Here is a 17,564-nt window from a genome sequence, read left to right on the forward strand (position 1 = left end):
CGCAGTCCTGCTGCCTTAAGCAGCGGGCCTGCCAGAATTTCGAAAAAAGGTTTCAACATGTCGGCAGCACAAGCCAAACCCCTGCAAACGGGCAAAATCATTCACCCCGAGGACGGCAAACCCTGGTGGAAGTTTGCCCATGTCTGGCTGGTCATTGCAGGCCCCGTGATCGTGGTGATTGCGGGCTTTGTCACCGCCTATATTGCCATGAGCAAGCCTGATCCCGTAATCGATCCTGACTACTATCGTCATGGCATCGAGATCAATCAGCGCCTGAGCGAGACGGAAAAAAACATGGCTCCCGCCATTACAGGGCGCAACCATGCGGCAACCCCAGCCAAGGACCATCCGCTGGATCGCTGAGTCCTTTCACATCTTTTCCATGAGGCCGCTTTTGCGGCCTTTTTTCATGGAATTTCAAAAATGTGAGCTGAAAGCGCTTTCCCTGCCGTCATTTCAAAGAAATTTAGACTTGATTTCTAAGCAGGATGAGCGCTATTAGCTCATGAAAAAGGAGTAATACGGGTTTCCCGCCACGGTGCATGCCCGAAGTTCTATATGGAAATGTTAAATGGCCCGTGCAAAATGAAGGCTATCCCGCAAACCCAGGAGACTCACTATGGATGCTCGACGCTGGATGTGGATTGTCTGGCCGGCCTTTCTGGCGGCGGCAATCATGGAGATGGTGGTTTTTGCCTTTGTTGACCCGCTGGACGTGCACTGGCTGGGGGCTCCGCTGGACTGGTCGCGCAGTGCTGTCTATACCTTGGCATTCTTTGCCTTCTGGGGTGTGACGCTGGCTGGAGGGCTGATGACGGTCATGCTGGGCCGCTCTGTCAGTGAACTCAACGCAGGCATCGTCTCCGAGCCTTTGTCCGAATAAAGAACCCAGAAAAAAGCCCGCTGATGCGGGCTTTGGGGTGAATGCAGCTGAGTCTGTGGCCTCAGTTATGACACTGCTGGCTGTTGACGATGCGCTTGAGTGCCTCGGTATCCAGAATGCGCAGATGGCGCTGCTTGACTTCGACGATGCCTTCTTCGGCAAACTTGGAAAAGGTGCGGCTCACCGTCTCCAGCTTGAGGCCCAGGTAGCTGCCGATCTCCTCACGCGTCATGCGCAGCACCAGCTCCGACTTGGAGAAGCCGCGGGCTGACAGACGCTGCACCAGATTCAGCACAAAGGCGGCCAGGCGCTCTTCGGCGCGCATGCTGCCCAGCAGCAGCATCACACCATGCTCGCGCACGATTTCGCGGCTCATGACCTTGTGCACGTGGTTTTGCAGGGCAGTGACCTCGCGCGAGAGCTGTTCGAGCTTGTCAAAGGGCATCACGCAGACTTCGGCGTCTTCAAGTGCCACGGCGTCACAGGTGTGGTGGTCGTTGACGATGCCGTCAAGGCCGATGATTTCACCTGCCATCTGAAAGCCGGTGACTTGGTCACGGCCATCTTCGGTGGCGACACTGGTCTTGAAGAATCCAGTGCGAATGGCATACAGCGAGGTGAACTCTTCGCCATTGCGAAACAGCAGTCCGCCACGCTTGACCTTGCGGCGCGTGGCCACAATTTCGTCAATGCGCTCCATTTGTTCATCGTCCAGGCCCATGGGCATGCACAGTTCACGCAGATTGCAGTTGGAGCAGGATGCTTTGATGGTCTGAAGATTCATGGGCTTTCAGCAGCGGCACTGACAGACACTGAGTGATAGTCGCGCCGGTCATTGACCTCGTGGTTTGTAATGAGATGGATCAAATTGTCGCAGCACTTGCCTCTTGCTCTCTTGATTTTCATCAAGGACAGGGGCATTGCCTTGGGGCACATTGCCAGTATTCGTTTTTAAACATGCGCTTTTTGGCATCCGAGGCAGGAGATTCATCGCAAAATATGTTGTGACTCCTTGCTTTCATCGGGTGTGAGCACTACCTGGCACCTAGTTATGACCGCAGTCACGCCTGAGTTGCTGAGCCGTTTCGATATTCCCGGCCCACGCTACACATCGTTCCCAACAGCTGACCGTTTTGTTGAGGCTTTTGGTGCAGATGACTATATTTTGGCTCTGAAGCAGCGCAAAACGCATTCCGGCACACGTGCCTTGCCACTGTCCGTCTATGTACATGTGCCCTTCTGTGAGTCACTGTGTTACTACTGTGCCTGCAACAAGATCGTCACCAAGCACCACGAGAAGGCGGGTGAGTACCTCAGCTATTTGGAGCGTGAGCTGGCCATGCATACCGAGCATTGCGGCAAGGGGCAATTGGTCAGTCAGGTGCATCTTGGTGGTGGTACGCCCACCTTTTTCAGTGATGCTCAACTGAAGCAGCTCATGGGCTTGATGCAAGAGCACTTCAAGCTGGACCCTGCGGGTGAGTACTCGATCGAGGTCGATCCGCGCACGGTGAGCAATGAGCGATTGCAAGCTTTGCGAGACATGGGTTTCAATCGCCTCAGCTTTGGTGTTCAAGACTTCGATCCTGTCGTACAGAAGGCTGTGCATCGCGAGCAGCCAGCCGAACAAGTGTTTGCCTTGGTGGCGGAAGCTCGCCGTCTGGGCTTTGTTTCCATTAATGTGGACTTGATCTACGGCTTGCCCAAACAGACGCCAGAGTCCTTTGCGCGCACGCTGCAGCAGGTCAACGAGCTGCGCCCCGATCGCATTGCGCTGTATGCCTATGCGCATCTGCCTGAGCGCTTCAAACCCCAGCGTCGTATCGAGTCTGCTGATCTGCCCATGGGGCAGGACAAGCTGAACATGCTCTCCGGAGCCATCGATGCCTTCATGGCAGGTGGCTATGTTTATGTGGGAATGGACCACTTTGCCTTACCCGATGACTCGCTGGCCATTGCCAAGCGCCAGGGGCGTCTACATCGCAACTTCCAGGGCTACAGCACGCAGCCGGATTGTGACTTGATTGCGCTGGGGGTCTCGGCCATTGGCAAGGTCGGAGCGACCTATAGCCAGAACGTCAAGACGCTGGAAGAGTATTACGACGCCATTGATGGCGATGCCCTGCCTGTGCAGCGAGGCCTGGCCTTGTCGCGCGATGATCTGGTGCGCCGCGCCGTGATCATGTCCATCATGTGCCAGGGCTCGGTGCTGTATGAGCCGATGGAGCAGGCTTGGCTGATCAATTTCCGTGAATACTTCGCTGCAGAAGTGGAGGCGCTGGAAGAGATGCAGCGCAACGGTCTGCTGGAGATATCGGAAGAGGGCTTCAAGGTGACGGGACTGGGATGGTTTTTTGTGCGTGGAGTAGCCATGCTGTTTGACCGATATTTGCAGGCAGACAGGAACCGCGCACGCTTTTCGCGCATCATCTAGCGCATGTTGTTTTCGCTGGTCTGGACTGCTTTGATCATGGGGCTCGTTGGCGGGCCCCATTGTCTTGTTATGTGTGCTGCGCCTTGCAGTGTTGTGGTCGGTGGCAAAGCCGCCAGCGAAGAGAAGGTAGTTGCCGTGCGTGGCCTGCAAAGTCGTCAATGGCTTCGCACTGCGTTGTTCCATATGGGAAGAATTTCTGGCTATGCGCTGCTTGGCGGAATTGCGGCCGTGGCCATGGAGAGTCTGTCCTGGGTGACAAGCCAGACGACGGCGTTGCAAAAGCTTTGGACTTTGATGCATGTAGCAGTCATGGCTTGGGGACTTGCCATGGTGGTGCAGGCGCGTCAGCCAGCATGGCTGGAGCGCGCGGGACGCTCTGTCTGGGCTCGGGTTCAGCCCTGGGTTACGGCGCCGGGCGGTAGTCTGGCTGCAGGCTTTGTCTGGGCGCTGATGCCTTGCGGATTGCTCTATTCGGCGGTGTTGGTGGCGGCTTTGAGTGGCGGTGCCTGGCAAGGCGCTTTGTCCATGGCTGCTTTTGCCGTAGGGGGCGCGGTGTGGCTGTTGGCAGGACCTTGGTTGTGGCAGCTGGGGCAGTCAAGAATCAATGCCGTGCGTGCCCAATGGGGAACCAGAATCGCAGGTTTGATGCTGATTGGCGTAGCAAGCTGGGCACTTTGGATGGATCTGGTTTACAAGCCCAGCCTTTGGTGCCGATAAGAAGGGTGAAGCAGGGGTCCGCAGCGTTGTTTGCATCCCAACAGGCCTTAGTCTGATGCGATGAACCCTGGAACTGCGGAATAATGTCTCATCTTGTGTATAGCGCCCAAAGTGAACCGTTTTGTTGCTATTGATATAGGACAGCTGCGTATTGGCATGCACGTCCACCTGGAGACTGGCTGGCTGAGGCATCCGTTTCCCGTGAACAGCTTCAAAGTTGTGACGCAAGAGCAGTTGAATGCGATTCAAACTCTGGGGCTCTCTGCCGTACAGGTTGACTTGTCTAAGAGCGATGCCACTGACTTGGAGTCAGGCGCAAAGCTAGAGTCTGCAGAGGTGCCATGTCTTGGCGTGGATGCTTGGCGAAAAAATATCTTGACCACACAGTCTCGGTATCTGGGCGCCATCTCGATATTTGATGATATTCAGGCCTTGCTGCTGGACAGTCCTGCAAAAGCCAGAGAAGTGACAGACGTACTGATCGCTCAGCAGGTGGTCGATTTGGCACAGGACAGGGATTTGAGCCTGCACCTTCTTGCAGATGCAGGCGGTGCAACGCATAGCATCCATGGTGTGAATGTGGCTGTGCTGAGCTTGTTGCTGGGAAAGACGCTGGGCTTGCGCGGGCAGGCATTGCAAGACTTGGGTACGGCAGCTTTGCTGCATGACATGGGCAAGTCGGGCTTGAATATCGCTGCATCAGCGAATGCCTTGAATCAAAGCGACGATGTCACCCTGCTGAGAGAGACAGGGTATGCCTGTCATGTGGGCGAGTCAGTGTCGTTGGCTCTGTCGATGGGCTATTCGCCTGCAGTGACGACTGCCATTGCCCAGCACCATGAGTGGGCCGATGGTTCTGGCTTTCCATTGGCATTGTTGGCTGCTGATATGGAGCTGGCAGGGCAAATTCTGGCGCTGAGCAATAATTTCGAACGCCTTTGTAGCTTGCCCATCCATGGCTTTGAGATGACTCCGCATGAAGCCATGACCGCGCTGTACGGACAATATCGGCAGCGCTATGCGCCACATGTACTCAAGGCATTTGTGCAGGCTCTTGGTATTTATCCTCCCGGCTCGCTGGTCGAACTCAGTGATGCGCGTGTAGGGGTGGTCGTTTCCGTCAATACAAGCCAGTCTCTGAAGCCCCAAGTGCTGGTGTATGACCAGCAGGCAGAGAAGATGCTGCAGCATGTCGATTTGCTTGACTACGTGGGTTTGGGTATTCGCCGCGGCTTGACGCGCAATCAGCTTCCAAGAACAGTGCTTGAAGCTCTTTTGCCGCAGCGAAGACTCTGTTATTTCTTCGATAGTTCTGTAGCTTCAACAGCCGAGAAGGACATTGTGTGAATTCGCAGCAAGGCTTTCATGTCGATCCTTTGCTGGTCTCGGTGCTTGAGGGCTTGCAAGAGGGGGTCTGGCTGCTGGATGTGCAGACGCTGCGGGTGATTCATGCCAATGGAGCAAGCGTACAGCTCACAGGCTATACGGCAGCTCAGGCCAAGGAGCAGTACGTCGAAGTGCTGTGTGCATCCCTTGTGCAAAAAGCGTTCTGGCAGGACGAATCCAACTGGCAGGGTGGGGCGAAATTTCTTTCTGAAATTCGCTGTGCTGACGGCTCGCTGCTAGCTGTGGAACTGGGGGTGAATGCGGTTGCCCAGAATTCGCAATTGCTGATGCTCACCATGCTTGACTGCAGTGAGCAGTTGCGCCACGAGAGTGAGTTGGACATGCTGCTGTCAGAGTTGCGCGCCACTCTGGAGTCGGCTGCAGATGGCATGCTGGTCTGTGATCTGCGTGGCGGTATTCGTGCTTTTAATCACCGTTTTGCCGATCTGTGGCAGTTGCCTGAATCGCTGCTGCTTCACAGAGACGATGGCGCGATTTTCGCGCATCTTGAGAAGCAGACGGTCAGCTGCGAAAGTCAGTTCACTTTGCTGCAGGGTGCACAGGATCTGTCTGTGCCGCAAACTTCTGAAGTGCTGCAGCTTAGAAGTGGGCGAGTGCTAGAGCGCAGGTCAGTGCCTCAGCTTAGCCGCGGTGTTGCAATAGGGCGTATCTATTCCTACCGGGACATTACGGTGGAGTCCAATTCGGCTGCAGAGTTGCGTCTGGCAGCACGGGTCTTTGAGTCCAGTCTGGATGGCATTTTCATCGCTGATGCACATGGGGTCATCGTGCAGGTAAACCCCGCAGGTGTACAGCTCTTGCATGGTATGACTGTGCTGGGGCGCTCCGCTTGGACCATTTTTGAGTCCGATAACGGGCAGGTGGAGGATTTGTGGCAGCAAGCTGCTGAGTGCTGGGAGGTCGGGGGCTTTTGGGAGGGCAATCTCTGGCTCAAGCAAAGTGAGGGCCAGCGCTGTGCTGTCTGGCTTTCCTGGGTTGCCTTGCGAGATGGCTATGGTCGCTTGATGCAAAGCATAGGCTTCATGCGTGATATGACGATGCAACGCAGTGCCCAGCAGCAGATTGAGCAATTGGCGTACAGCGATGCTTTGACGGGGCTGCCTAATCGGCAGCATCTGAGTCGTCATGTGCAGACCGTAATTGCTGCAGCCCGCTTCAGTTCCCAGCCTTTCAGTATTTTGTTTTTGGATCTTGATCGCTTCAAGATCATCAATGACTCTTTGGGTCATGATTTTGGCGATAGGGTGCTGAAGCTGGTGGCTCAACGACTGAGTGCACTGCTGCGGCCTGCCGACATACTTTGCCGCCAAGGCGGTGATGAGTTCGTTATCTATCTGAGTGGCTGCACGGGGGAAGGAGCTTCTGCGGTAGCCGCTCGTATTTTGGAGGAGATGCGTCAGCCGCTCATGCTGGACGGACTAGGATTTTCCGTGCAGTGCAGCATCGGTGCCGCTCAGTTCCCGGCGGATGGGTTGACATTGGATGAGTTGATTCGCCAGGCTGACATTGCCATGTATCGAGTCAAGGAGCGTGGGCGCGGCAACTTCAGCTTTTATCAGCCTCAGATGAGCGCGGGCCTGCTCTCGCGCATGAAGCTGGAGCACTCCATGCGACAAGCCTTGAGCAAGGGGCATATGGCAGTGCATTTCCAGCCCCAGGTGCATATCCGCTCGGGCCGAATTGTGGCTGCAGAAGCGCTGTTGCGCTGGACAGATCCTGAACTAGGTGTCATATCACCTGCTGCTTTTATCCCTTTGGCGGAAGAGTCTGGCTATGTGGTGGCGCTTGATGCCTGGGTGTTGGAGCAATCTGTACAGGAGGCAGCCCGCTGGCAGGCCGCGGGGACGCCTGTCAAGGTCTCGGTCAATGTCTCGGCACTGGAGTTCCGACAGCCTGATTTTGTAGACCGCTTGACCCGTGTTCTCAAAGACAGCGGTTTACCGGCCCGATGGCTGGAGCTTGAGTTGACGGAGAGCATTTTGTTGCAGGAGGCGCAGGAAATGGCGCAGCGAGTGCACCAAATTGCGGAGCTTGGTGTGAGCTTGGTGATCGACGACTTTGGCACAGGCTATTCAAGTTTGGCTTACCTCAAGAAGCTGCCGATCTCAAAGATCAAGATTGACCAAAGCTTTGTGCGTGGCTTGCCGCATGATGCCGGGGACAAGGCGATTGTGGGAGCCATTATCAGCATGGGGCAGGCGTTAGGTGTGGAGCTTGTGGCTGAAGGGGTGGAGACGCAAGAGCAATGCCTCGCAATTGATCAAATGAAAGGAGACTATTTCCAGGGCTACCTGTGTTCGCCGGCCTTGCCTGCAGATCAATTCAGGAGACGGCTTGAGCAGGGCGCGTCGCAGAGTAGACCGCAGTGGCAGTCGTACGACTTAGGTGAGGATGAGGGGAATACCCGCATCTCCGGCTTGCAATAAGCACTCGGGGCTCTCATCTTCCAAGTCTTTATCGTCTGAGTTGACGATGTGTGATCGCTGCGAATGCAGAACAATCCGTTTATTTCCAAGCTGAAGTTTGGACGCGGGGTGTTGAGCTGCTGTGAGCGTGCTCGGAGTTGAGCAGCTTGATGGGCCGGATTTTTTGAGAGAGCAAATGCCCAAAAGCGATTACGCAACTTTTGACTTCTATAGCTATCTTGGAACCCCTGTGGAGGCGGCTAACCGCTTCCATGTGCTTGGGGGATCTGAGTCTGTTTGCCCTAAGGCACTAGAAGGTGATGCAGTCATTAGTACTGAGAGCTTGAGTCAGCTGATTTCTGCCTTGTATGAAACAGCGATAGATCCTCAGGAATGGAAGCTCTTTCTCGAACTTTTGCGCTCCCATGCGGCAGGTAACTTTGCCTCTCTTGTTGTAAGAGATCCCAATGGCGAGAATCTCGGCTGGGTCATTTCCGCGACAGGTAGTCGTGCGGAGGTCATGCCCTATGACCCATATGCCCAATGGAGCCCTTTTGTGGGGATTGCCAAGGATAGCGTTGTCACCTTGCTGGATGTGATGACGGAGGCTGAATGGCATGCCTGTCGCTACTACACAGAGTGGTGTAAGGGTGTGGGGATTGAGCACATACTGGCAGTTGATGTTTCCACCGATAACGGTTGCTCCTATGGTTTGCGTATCACTAGGGCAGGCACTACTGGTGCCTTTGAGCAGAGGCAGCGTGATCTCGTGCGGATGCTGGTGCCTCATCTCAAGAGAGTGTTGAACCTGCAACTGAACCTGCACCGAGACCGGCAGGTCATATCGCTGTACGGGCGAGCCACTGCCCAGCTGATGATGGGGGTGGTGATTCTTGATCAGAATGGGAGGATGATTGAGGCCAATCCTGCCGCGAAAACGATCTTGAATGTAGGTGACGGAATCAGAATCAATAACGGTGCACTTGAGGCCGTTTATGCCAATGACAATCGCAAGCTGCAGCGCCTCATTCGCGATGCGCTGCTTTCTCCCAGAATGGCTCGTACCTCAATGATGGAAGGTATGTCCATCACTCGCCAGTCAGGTCAGTTGAACTGGGGAGTGGTGGTGCAGAGTATTTCCCCTGATGAGTGGACGGAGGGCAAACAGCGTCCCAGTGTCGCGGTTTTTCTACGCGACACAACGGGCAAGGCCGATCCTCCAGTCAAGCTCACGCAGCAACTTTTTCATCTGACTCCTGCAGAAACGGCCGTAGCTACACATTTGAGCAATGGGATGTCTTTGGAGGAGGCTGCAGAGGCCTTGGGTATCAAGCCCAATACGGCAAGAGCTCACTTGCGCTCTATCTTTTCGAAGACGGGGGTGCGCAGGCAAACAGAGTTGGTGCGCCTGTTCCTCAATAGCGTGGCATGGCTGGGGAACTGATGGCCCAGCCGAGGGAGAATAAAAAAAGATCCGCAGAGCGGATCTTTCAAGGTGGGTAGTTGCTTGTTTCCAGCAGTAATGAAGCAAGCAACAAAAAATAGGTGTCTGCAAATGCCGCCGGTTCGTCATCCTGAACCGGAGGTTCAGGTGGGCAAGAGCAACCTATCGTTGGGTTCATCTGACGCGAGACGATCACGCTCAATAGGTGATGTATCAAGCCCGTGCTCAATGAGCATTGGTTCAAGGAAATATAAAAACCGGCAGATTTGCAGACGTTCTCATTTTAACGTCTGCTCAGGTGCCTTGTGCACTCAAATGCCATTGAGTCATTCGGGTGAAGCGCTTAAAGAAGGCGGGTGTCTGACTCTAGGACTTCGTCCAGCTTGAGCATCAATTGTGCCGCCAGAGTTTCCTGACGTTGCTGCTCGGCATGGAGGGCTTGGGCAGCTTCGGCATCGACTTCAGGTGGCTGCTGTGTCAGGTGGTGCATTTCTGCCTCGGCGCTAGCCGTGTGAGCCTGTTGTGCATCGCGGTCAAGAACATCAAAAGCCATGTTCAAAGCGGCCAGGACGGCCACGCGTTCGCGCGATCGAACTTTGCCGCTGTCACGAATGCGGGTCATGGCCTCGTCCACGCGGTGGGCAGCTTCTTGCACGCGTTCTTCTTGACCATCGGGGCAGGTCAGCACATAGCTTTGCTGCATGATTTGCACATCAATCTGCTTCATGGGCGTCAGTGGCGGGTCTGGTTATGGGTGAAAGTGACGAGGTCACTCGCCCTGGTTGGCGGGCAGGCGTTCGATCAGTGCATCAACGCGAGCGCGCGCAGCCTGCAGGCGCAGACGCAGCAAATCGCGCTCTTGTGTGAGAGCAATGACCTGATCGGTAAGCAGGGTGTTGGTGCGCTGCAGTTCCTCGTGGCGCACCAGCAGACGCTCAACACGCTCGGCAATGAGATCAATAGAGGGCTGGGTGGTCATAGACTCTGCCATTGTAGGTCTTGCAGTCTGGGCATGGATGTAAATATGCAGGCAAATTTGGCTGTTTGTGCCGAGGAATCGCCTTGCTTGAGCAGTGCAGTTGGGAACTTGCTGGTCTCTTTCAAAATCGTAGCGCTATACGCAGGCGCTGTCTGCCCCAAGATGCTGTTTAAAGTAAAAAATCGTCACCTGAACGGCAGATAATTTAGTTCGATCGAACGATGGAGGGGCCGACAGGCTTATTACAATGCGCAGCTGTTGGTGCTCGAGGCTGCTCTTCTGCGGTCTCAGTTCAACGGGAAGCAGGGAGGAGCTGGCCAGAACACTGGCCTCTCCGAGCCTGCGCTGCCCCCGCAACGGTCGGCGAATGGAGTGCCGAGCATTCCACCTTTTCCCTCATAGCCACTGGCGCTCAGCGCTGGGAAGGCTGGTAAGAGGATGATTCGCCTAGCCCGGATACCGGCCAACATGGGTGTGTCTGCATCAAGTGCAGGCACTGTTTGCTCATTGTCGGCGGGTAGGCTGGCAGGAGCGTGTTCAGGTTCGCTTTCCATGAGTTCGCATTATTCGTCTCTGTGCGCCGCACAGCAGGCTTCGCGCGTGTGCGCATCTTTCCCCTCGGTTTTTCGTCCCACCGTTTTGGCATCGCTGCTGACCATGGCATCGCTGGCACAAGCGCAGCAAGTGGCATTGGCAGACTCCGTGCATCTGCAAGAAACCGTGGTCACGGCCAATCGCATTGAGCAGCCACTGTCTGACCTGGTGGCCGATATGTCTATCGTGGACAGAGAAACCATTGAAGCCGCAGGCGCAGTTGGCATTGCCGATGTGCTGACCCGTCTGCCAGGTGTGCAGATGGTGCGCAACGGAGGGGCAGGCTCTACGACCAGTATTTATCTGCGCGGTGCAGAGACGCGCTTTACGGCGGTCTACATTGACGGCGTACGCATGGACTCGCAGTCCACCGGCGGAGCTTCCTGGCAGGATATTCCGTTGGAGGCGATAGACCGCATCGAAGTGCTGCGCGGCCCGGCTGCTGCGGTCTATGGCTCTGACGCGATTGGCGGAGTGGTGCAGATCTTCACCAAAAAGGGGGAGGGCAAGGCCAAGCCTTATGTGGGCTTGGGCTGGGGAAGCCGTGGCACGGTCAAGGCACAGGCGGGAGTCAGTGGAGCCGAAGGGGGCTGGGACTACAGCTTGGGTGTCTCTCATGCCAGCAGCAATGGCTTTAACGCCAGAACCACGGCAACGGCCAACCCCGATGCCGATGGCTATCGCAATAATGCCTTCAATGCACGCATGGGCTATCAGATCAATAAGGCCCACCGTGTGGAAGCGACGGCGCTGACCAGCTACATGAATGCGGGGTATGACACCAGCGCAGCCGATGACCGCAGCATCTACAAGATGAGTGCCGTAGGCATGAGCTGGCTGGCCAAGTGGAGCGATGTCTACAGCAGCCGTTTGCAGTACACGCAGTCGCGTGACTTTTATCAGACTAAACCCAGTCCTTACGAAACCGATACGCGCCTGCACAGCTATCTCTTTCACAATGAGTGGAAGCTGGGTGCGCAGACGGTGACGGCAGCACTGGAGCGCCGTGAAGACAAGCTGGTCAACAGCGGACTGGACACGGGCACCCGTGAGCGTTCGCAAAACGCCCTGGCACTGGGCTATGGCCTGCATCAAGGGCAACACACGCTGCAGCTCAATGCGCGCCATGATCGCGACAGCGAGTTTGGTGGGCACACGACCGGCAGCGCCGCGTATGGCTATGAATTCATGCCGAACTGGCGTGCCACGGCTTCGGCCGGAACCGCCTTCCGTGCACCTACGCTGTATCAGCGTTTTAGCCAGTATGGCGATGCTGCACTGCAACCTGAAAAAGGCCGTAACGTGGAGCTGGGCCTGAAGTGGGGCAAGGGCAGCGATAGTTTCTCGGCCACTATTTATCGCAACAACGTCAGCAACCTGATCAACTATGTGGGTGGCAAAGGCACTTGCTCCAGTGTGGCGCTGTCTGGCCCCAAGGGCGGTTGCTATGCCAACGTGGCCAAGGCCCGTTATGAAGGCATCACGCTGGCGGCAACCACCCGTCTGGGGAGCGTGAACCTGCAAGGCTCGGTGGACTTCCAGAATCCGCGCGATACCGACAAGGACTTGCAGCTGGCACGCCGCGCCAAGCGCTACGCCAACCTGTCAGCCGACACCATGGTGGCAGGCTGGAAGCTGGGTGCTGAGATGCAGACGGCGGGCAAGCGCTTTGATGATGGGGCCAACAAGAACGTGCTGGGCGGCTACACGCTCTGGAATCTGAGTGCCCAAAAGCAGCTCACGCGAGAGTGGAGCCTGGTGGCGCGTATCAACAACCTGGCTGACAAGCGCTATGAGCTGGCCAGAACCTATGCCACCGAAGGTCGCAATGGCTACATCGGTGTGAAGTGGGAGGCTCGCTGACGCCATGACTACCACCGCAATGCATGAAGCAGGTGCGCGTTGCCCGGCGCTGCTCATCAGTTCTACGGCCTCGGGCCAGGGCAAGACCACGCTGACCGCGGCTTTGGCCAGACTGCATGCCCGCCAGGGACGCAAGGTCCGTGTGTTCAAGTGCGGGCCAGACTTTCTGGATCCGTATTGGCATGAGCTGGCCAGCGGATCGCCCGTGCATTCGGTGGATTTGTGGATGACGGGCGAGACCGATGTGCGCCAGCGCCTGCATCAGGCAGCGCAAGAGGCCGACCTGATCTTGGTCGAGGGCGTCATGGGCCTGTTCGATGGCAGTCCCAGTGCAGCTGATCTGGCGCAGTTGCTGGACTTGCCCGTGCTGGCGGTGCTGGATGCATCGGCCATGGCGGGCACCTTCGGGGCGCTGGCCTATGGCTTGCAGCATTACCAAAGTGGCTTGCGCTGGGCCGGCATGTTGGCCAATCGGGTTGCCACGGCTCATCATGCCGATCTGCTCCAGCAAGGCTTGCGTGACCCCGCTTTGTGGCTGGGCGCCATGCCCGGCGTGCAATTGGGCGCGCCCGTTGCCAAAGCCAAGCAGGCAGCCTTGCTGCCGGAGCGCCACCTGGGCCTGATTGCAGCGCATGAACTCGGCGATGCCATGCAGCGTCTGGATGCCGTAGCCGATGCACTCGCTCAGACCCCGCTGGGCCAGCGCCCGTGGCTGGCGCAAGACGGCCAGCCGAGCTGGCAAGACTGGTGTGTAAACTTTGCAGGGCCTGCCCAGGCAGGGGCGCAAAGCAAGCCCCCGCTACCGCCTTTGCTGGAGGGAAAGCGCATTGCCATTGCGCGTGATGCTGCTTTTTCTTTTATTTACCCGGCCAACCTGGACTGCCTGCGCGCCATGGGGGCCGAGTTGTGCTTTTTCTCGCCGCTGGCGGGAGAAGCGCTACCGCCTTGCGATGCACTCTGGCTGCCCGGTGGCTACCCTGAGCTGCATGCCCCGGCCTTGCACGCAAACCAGCGCTTGCGAGGCGATATTGCGGCCCATGTGGCGCAAGCCAAGCCCGTCTGGGCCGAATGTGGCGGGATGCTGGCCTTGTGCGATGGCGTCACGGCGCTTGATGGCAGCACGAAGCCCATGTGGGGCCTGCTGCCCGCACAGGTCATCATGCAAAGTCGTCTGGGAGGGCTGGGCATGCAGCAACTGGTGCTTGGTGAAGGCGTGTTGCGTGGCCATACCTTTCATTACACGCGGCTGGAGACGGCCATGCCTGTGCTGACCCGCAGCAGCCGCCCTGGCGCTGCGGTGCAGGCCGACAGAGGCGAAGCCCTGTACCAGCAAGGCAGTGTGCGAGCCACTTACTTTCACGCCTGGTTCCCATCCTGCCCATCGGTTGTGGCGGCGCTTTTTGGCGCAACAATCCAAGGCTGAGCTTTTCTGTCCATCACCATGAGTCCTGCAAGTACTTCCACCTTTGTCATGCCGCGTACCCAGTTCATTCTGGGAGGTCAGAAAAGCGGCAAGTCCCGCCGTGCAGAACTGCTGGCGCGCCAGTGGCTGGCAGCCGATGCGGGGCATCAGGCCACCCTAGTCGCAACGGGCCAGGCCTGGGATGCAGAGATGAGCGAGCGTATTGCCCGCCACCAGCGTGATCGCGCCGAGCGTGTGCCGGGCATGCAGACGGTGGAAGAGCCGCGCGACCTGGCTGCCGTGCTGGCACAGCACAGCCACCCTCAGCACCTACTGGTGATTGATTGCCTGACTTTGTGGCTGACCAACTGGCTGATGCCGGTGGCAGAAGAAAATTCTGAGTTAAAACAGCTTCAAGCCCAGGACTGGAAAGCGCAGCTAGCTCTCTTTTTGAAAGCAATTGATGAGGCCAAAGGCCCGGTCATTCTGGTGGGCAATGAAATCGGCCTGGGTGTCATTCCCATGGGGCAAGAGGTACGGGCCTTTGTCGATGCCCTGGGGGTCCTCAATCAGCAAGTGGCCGCGCATTGCGAAAGCGCCACGCTGATGTGCGCCGGCCTGCCGCTGGCGCTGAAAGGTCCCCAGGCATGAAGCTCAAAGTCAAACATTGGCTGGCTGCATCGTTGGCGGTGCCCGTGCTGCTTTGTGGTGCGTCCATGGTCTGGGCTCAGACCGTGCAGATCACCGATGCGCGAGGCAAGCAGGTGCAGCTGTCCAAGCCGCCACAGCGCATTGTCAGCCTGCTGCCTTCGCTGACCGAGAGCCTGTGCGCTCTGGGCGCCTGTGAGCGTCTGGTGGGCGTGGATCGTTACTCCAACTGGCCGGCCCATGTGAAGACCGTGCCTGTGGTGGGCGGCGGGCTGGACCCGAATATTGAATCCATCGTGGCGCTCAAGCCCGATCTGGTGCTGGCATCTGTCGCTTCACGCTCGGTGGCGCGCATGGAGGCACTGGGACTGAAGGTGGTGGCGCTGGAGCCCCGCACGCATGAAGAAGCGCGTACGGTGCTGCAACAGATTGGTGTGCTGCTGGCCCTGCCGCCTGCACAGGGGGCGGAGCGGGTCTGGGCGGGTATCGAAGCCGATCTGACCAAGGCCGCGGCCAGCGTGCCCCCAGGCATCCGTGGCCAGCGTGTGTACTTTGAAGCCAGCCGCGGCCCGTTTGCGGCGGGCGAGCAGTCCTTTATCGGTCAGACGTTGACACGGCTGCATATGCGCAATGTGATTGACCCCAAGCTGGGGCCGTTTCCGCGCATCAATCCTGAATATGTGGTCAAGGCCGATCCTGACATCCTGATGGCGGGCGAGCGTTCGTGGAAAACCGGTGTGCCCGAGTACCCGGGCTGGGCGCAGATGCGGGCCGTGCGTCAGGGCGCGATTTGCGCTTTCAGGGCCGAGGACTCGGATGTGCTGATTCGCCCCGGCCCACGCATGGCCGAAGGTGCCCGCATCATGGCGCATTGCCTACAGGCCGTGGCTGAAAAGCAGGGCAAGCCGCAATGAGCATGAGCCGAAAAGCATCCGTGCACGGGCTGTCTGCTCCCTGGCTGCTGCTGTGGCTGGCGCTGGCGGGCAGTTTGCTGGCTTTGCTGGGCGCAGGCATTGGTAGCACGGGCTTTGAGAGCGTGCTCAAGGCACGCCATGACCCGCTGGCCTGGCAGATCGTGATGGATATTCGCCTGCCGCGCACCGCAGCGGCCTTGCTGGCCGGCGGTCTGCTGGGGCTGGCGGGGGCGGTGGCGCAGGGGGTGTTTCGCAATCCGCTGGCCGATCCGTATTTGCTGGGCAGTGCCTCTGGCGCATCGCTGGGTGTGGCGCTGGCCATGGCCGCGCTGGGCGTTTCTCCGTTTGCCCTGGCGGGGTTGGCCCGTTGGGGGGTGACAGGCGCTGCATTTGCCGGGGCCGTGACCGCCGTGGTGCTGACGCTGGTGCTGGCCAAGGGCGTGCAAAACACCATGCGCCTGCTGCTGGCTGGCGTGGTGGTGGGCGTGGTGCTGGGAGCGGCGGCATCGCTGGTGCTCTTGATGAACCCGGACATCATGCAGGCCATGCAGTCCTTCATGCTGGGCAGCACGGCTTTTGCAGGCTGGAACGCCTGCGCGCTGATGCTGTGGGTGCTGCTGCCGTCACTGGCCTTGTCCTGGTGCTTGAGCCGGGTGCTGGATGGTCTGGCGCTGGGCGAAGCCACGGCGCACAGCCTGGGCTTGCCGCTGGCACCGCTGCGCCTGCTGCTGATTGTGCTGCTGGCGATGGCCACGGGCACTGCCGTGGCGCAGACCGGGTTGATTGCGTTTGTGGGGCTGGCGGCGCCGCACCTGGTGCGCTCCATGGTGCGTGCATTGCACCGCTGGCTGCTGGTGCTCAGCTGCCTGATGGGCGGTGTGCTGCTGCTGGCCGCAGACTTGCTGGCCCGCTGGCTGATTGCCCCGCAGGAGCTGCCCGTGGGCGTGCTCACAGCCGTTCTGGGCGGCAGCTATTTGCTGTGGCTGATGCACAAGCGCGGAGCCATGGCGGGCGGGGAGGGCGCATGAACATAGGCATACACAGACCGCAGGCCATCGCCACCGAAGCCTTGTGCGTACAACTGGGCGAGCGCGAAGTACTGCGCCAGGTCAGTCTGCAAATTCCCAAGGGGCGCTGGACGGCCATCGTTGGCCCCAATGGTGCGGGCAAGTCCACCTTGCTCAGAGCCATGGCCGGTATGCGCGCTGCCAACCAGCAGCAAAGCGGTGATGTGCTGCTGCAAGGTCGCAAGCTGCACGAGTGGAATGGGCGTGACCGTGCCAAGGCGCTGGCCTGGCTGGGGCAAAACCAGTCGGTGTCGGCGGATATGGCCGTGTATGACGTGGTCATGCTGGGGCGCTTGCCACATCAAGGCTGGCTGGCCCCGGCCTCTGGCGAGGACAAGCAGGCCGTGGAGCAGGCACTGCGCCAAACCCATGCCTGGGAATGGCGCCAGCGCAGCATTGGCCAGCTTTCGGGCGGAGAGCGCCAGCGTGTGCTGCTGGCGCGGGCTCTGGCGGTGCAGGCCCAGACCGTGCTGATGGACGAGCCGCTGGCCAACCTCGATCCGCCGCACCAGACCGACTGGATGCTGACGGCGCGTGATCTGGTTCAGCAAGGCGTGACTGTGGTCAGCGTGCTGCACGAGTTGTCGTTTGCCTTGCTGGCCGACGAGATGGTCGTGATGCAGGACGGCCACGTCATCCATCAGGGCGCGTGCAGCGACCCGGCCAGCCATGCAGCTCTGGAGGCCGTGTTCGACCACCGCATACAGGTGCGAGCGCTGGACGGCCTGTGGCTGGCTTTGCCGCGTTTGAGCTGAGAACCAGACTAATTTTTTAAGCCTTTTTGCCATCAAGCCATTGATGGGTAAG

The 17,564-nt window shown here is 58.3% G+C and carries 16 protein-coding genes, 1 pseudogene and 1 riboswitch; of the genes and pseudogenes, 14 read left to right on the forward strand and 3 right to left on the reverse strand.

Annotation, left to right across the window (positions count from 1 at the left end; all coding sequences use genetic code 11):
• Positions 1-57: 57 nt before the first annotated feature.
• Together AC2I9W_RS00595 and AC2I9W_RS00600 are read left to right on the forward strand one after the other, a co-directional pair.
• Positions 58-363, forward strand: a complete 306-nt coding sequence (locus AC2I9W_RS00595) for a FixH family protein (RefSeq protein WP_158391021.1) — start codon at positions 58-60, stop codon at positions 361-363.
• Positions 364-619: 256 nt separating this feature from the next.
• Positions 620-883, forward strand: a complete 264-nt coding sequence (locus AC2I9W_RS00600) for a hypothetical protein (protein ID WP_158391022.1) — start codon at positions 620-622, stop codon at positions 881-883.
• A 61-nt stretch (positions 884-944) separates the two neighbouring features.
• On the opposite strand, the gene fnr is transcribed toward AC2I9W_RS00600, so the two are convergent.
• The gene (gene fnr, locus AC2I9W_RS00605; RefSeq protein WP_158391023.1) at positions 945-1,667 is read right to left on the reverse strand and encodes a fumarate/nitrate reduction transcriptional regulator Fnr; all 723 of its coding nucleotides are present in this window, start codon (positions 1,665-1,667) and stop codon (positions 945-947) included.
• A 267-nt stretch (positions 1,668-1,934) separates the two neighbouring features.
• Between fnr and hemN the strand changes: the two genes are divergently transcribed.
• The 6 genes and pseudogenes from hemN to AC2I9W_RS00635 all read left to right on the forward strand — a co-directional run bounded on the left by hemN (position 1,935) and on the right by AC2I9W_RS00635 (position 9,290).
• Entirely contained in the window at positions 1,935-3,317 is a 1,383-nt protein-coding gene (hemN, locus tag AC2I9W_RS00610; protein ID WP_486408160.1) for an oxygen-independent coproporphyrinogen III oxidase, read from the forward strand.
• Positions 3,318-3,320: 3 nt separating this feature from the next.
• On the forward strand, positions 3,321-4,034 hold the full coding sequence (locus tag AC2I9W_RS00615; protein ID WP_486408161.1) for a sulfite exporter TauE/SafE family protein: 714 nt from the start codon (positions 3,321-3,323) through the stop codon (positions 4,032-4,034).
• Positions 4,035-4,145: 111 nt separating this feature from the next.
• A pseudogene (locus AC2I9W_RS00620) lies at positions 4,146-4,343 on the forward strand (DUF3391 domain-containing protein); the annotation flags it as partial.
• A gap of 66 nt (positions 4,344-4,409) precedes the next feature.
• The gene (locus AC2I9W_RS00625) at positions 4,410-5,381 is read left to right on the forward strand and encodes an HD-GYP domain-containing protein (protein WP_486408682.1); all 972 of its coding nucleotides are present in this window, start codon (positions 4,410-4,412) and stop codon (positions 5,379-5,381) included.
• Positions 5,378-7,867: a sensor domain-containing protein gene (locus AC2I9W_RS00630; protein ID WP_486408162.1), complete on the forward strand. Its 2,490-nt coding sequence runs from the start codon at positions 5,378-5,380 to the stop codon at positions 7,865-7,867. The genes AC2I9W_RS00625 and AC2I9W_RS00630 overlap by 4 nt, the downstream gene beginning before the upstream one ends.
• Positions 7,868-8,042: 175 nt before the next feature.
• Positions 8,043-9,290: a helix-turn-helix transcriptional regulator gene (locus tag AC2I9W_RS00635; RefSeq protein ID WP_486408683.1), complete on the forward strand. Its 1,248-nt coding sequence runs from the start codon at positions 8,043-8,045 to the stop codon at positions 9,288-9,290.
• A gap of 343 nt (positions 9,291-9,633) precedes the next feature.
• Here the strand turns inward: AC2I9W_RS00635 and AC2I9W_RS00640 are convergent, their stop codons facing one another.
• Both AC2I9W_RS00640 and AC2I9W_RS00645 read right to left on the reverse strand, forming a co-directional pair.
• The gene (locus tag AC2I9W_RS00640) at positions 9,634-10,017 is read right to left on the reverse strand and encodes a cell division protein ZapA (protein WP_486408163.1); all 384 of its coding nucleotides are present in this window, start codon (positions 10,015-10,017) and stop codon (positions 9,634-9,636) included.
• 42 nt (positions 10,018-10,059) lie between these two features.
• Entirely contained in the window at positions 10,060-10,269 is a 210-nt protein-coding gene (locus AC2I9W_RS00645; RefSeq protein ID WP_158394239.1) for a DUF904 domain-containing protein, read from the reverse strand.
• A 242-nt stretch (positions 10,270-10,511) separates the two neighbouring features.
• Positions 10,512-10,751, forward strand: a riboswitch (cobalamin riboswitch).
• A 70-nt stretch (positions 10,752-10,821) separates the two neighbouring features.
• On the opposite strand from AC2I9W_RS00645, the gene AC2I9W_RS00650 reads away from it, so the two are divergent.
• From AC2I9W_RS00650 to AC2I9W_RS00675, 6 genes are all read left to right on the forward strand, one after another.
• A complete protein-coding gene (locus AC2I9W_RS00650; protein WP_486408164.1) occupies positions 10,822-12,726 on the forward strand; it encodes a TonB-dependent receptor domain-containing protein in 1,905 nt (634 codons plus the stop codon).
• Between the two features lie 4 nt (positions 12,727-12,730).
• A complete protein-coding gene (locus tag AC2I9W_RS00655; RefSeq protein ID WP_486408165.1) occupies positions 12,731-14,149 on the forward strand; it encodes a cobyrinic acid a,c-diamide synthase CobB in 1,419 nt (472 codons plus the stop codon).
• 48 nt (positions 14,150-14,197) lie between these two features.
• The gene (gene cobU / locus AC2I9W_RS00660) at positions 14,198-14,779 is read left to right on the forward strand and encodes a bifunctional adenosylcobinamide kinase/adenosylcobinamide-phosphate guanylyltransferase (RefSeq protein WP_486408684.1); all 582 of its coding nucleotides are present in this window, start codon (positions 14,198-14,200) and stop codon (positions 14,777-14,779) included.
• Positions 14,780-14,844: 65 nt separating this feature from the next.
• On the forward strand, positions 14,845-15,690 hold the full coding sequence (locus AC2I9W_RS00665; RefSeq protein WP_486408685.1) for an ABC transporter substrate-binding protein: 846 nt from the start codon (positions 14,845-14,847) through the stop codon (positions 15,688-15,690).
• A gap of 2 nt (positions 15,691-15,692) precedes the next feature.
• Positions 15,693-16,718, forward strand: coding sequence for a FecCD family ABC transporter permease (locus AC2I9W_RS00670; protein ID WP_486408166.1), 1,026 nt, complete (start codon positions 15,693-15,695; stop codon positions 16,716-16,718).
• A complete protein-coding gene (locus AC2I9W_RS00675) occupies positions 16,715-17,512 on the forward strand; it encodes an ABC transporter ATP-binding protein (RefSeq protein WP_486408167.1) in 798 nt (265 codons plus the stop codon). The genes AC2I9W_RS00670 and AC2I9W_RS00675 overlap by 4 nt, the downstream gene beginning before the upstream one ends.
• Positions 17,513-17,564 lie beyond the last annotated feature (52 nt).

This window comes from Comamonas sp. FUJ_7 (assembly GCF_057369555.1).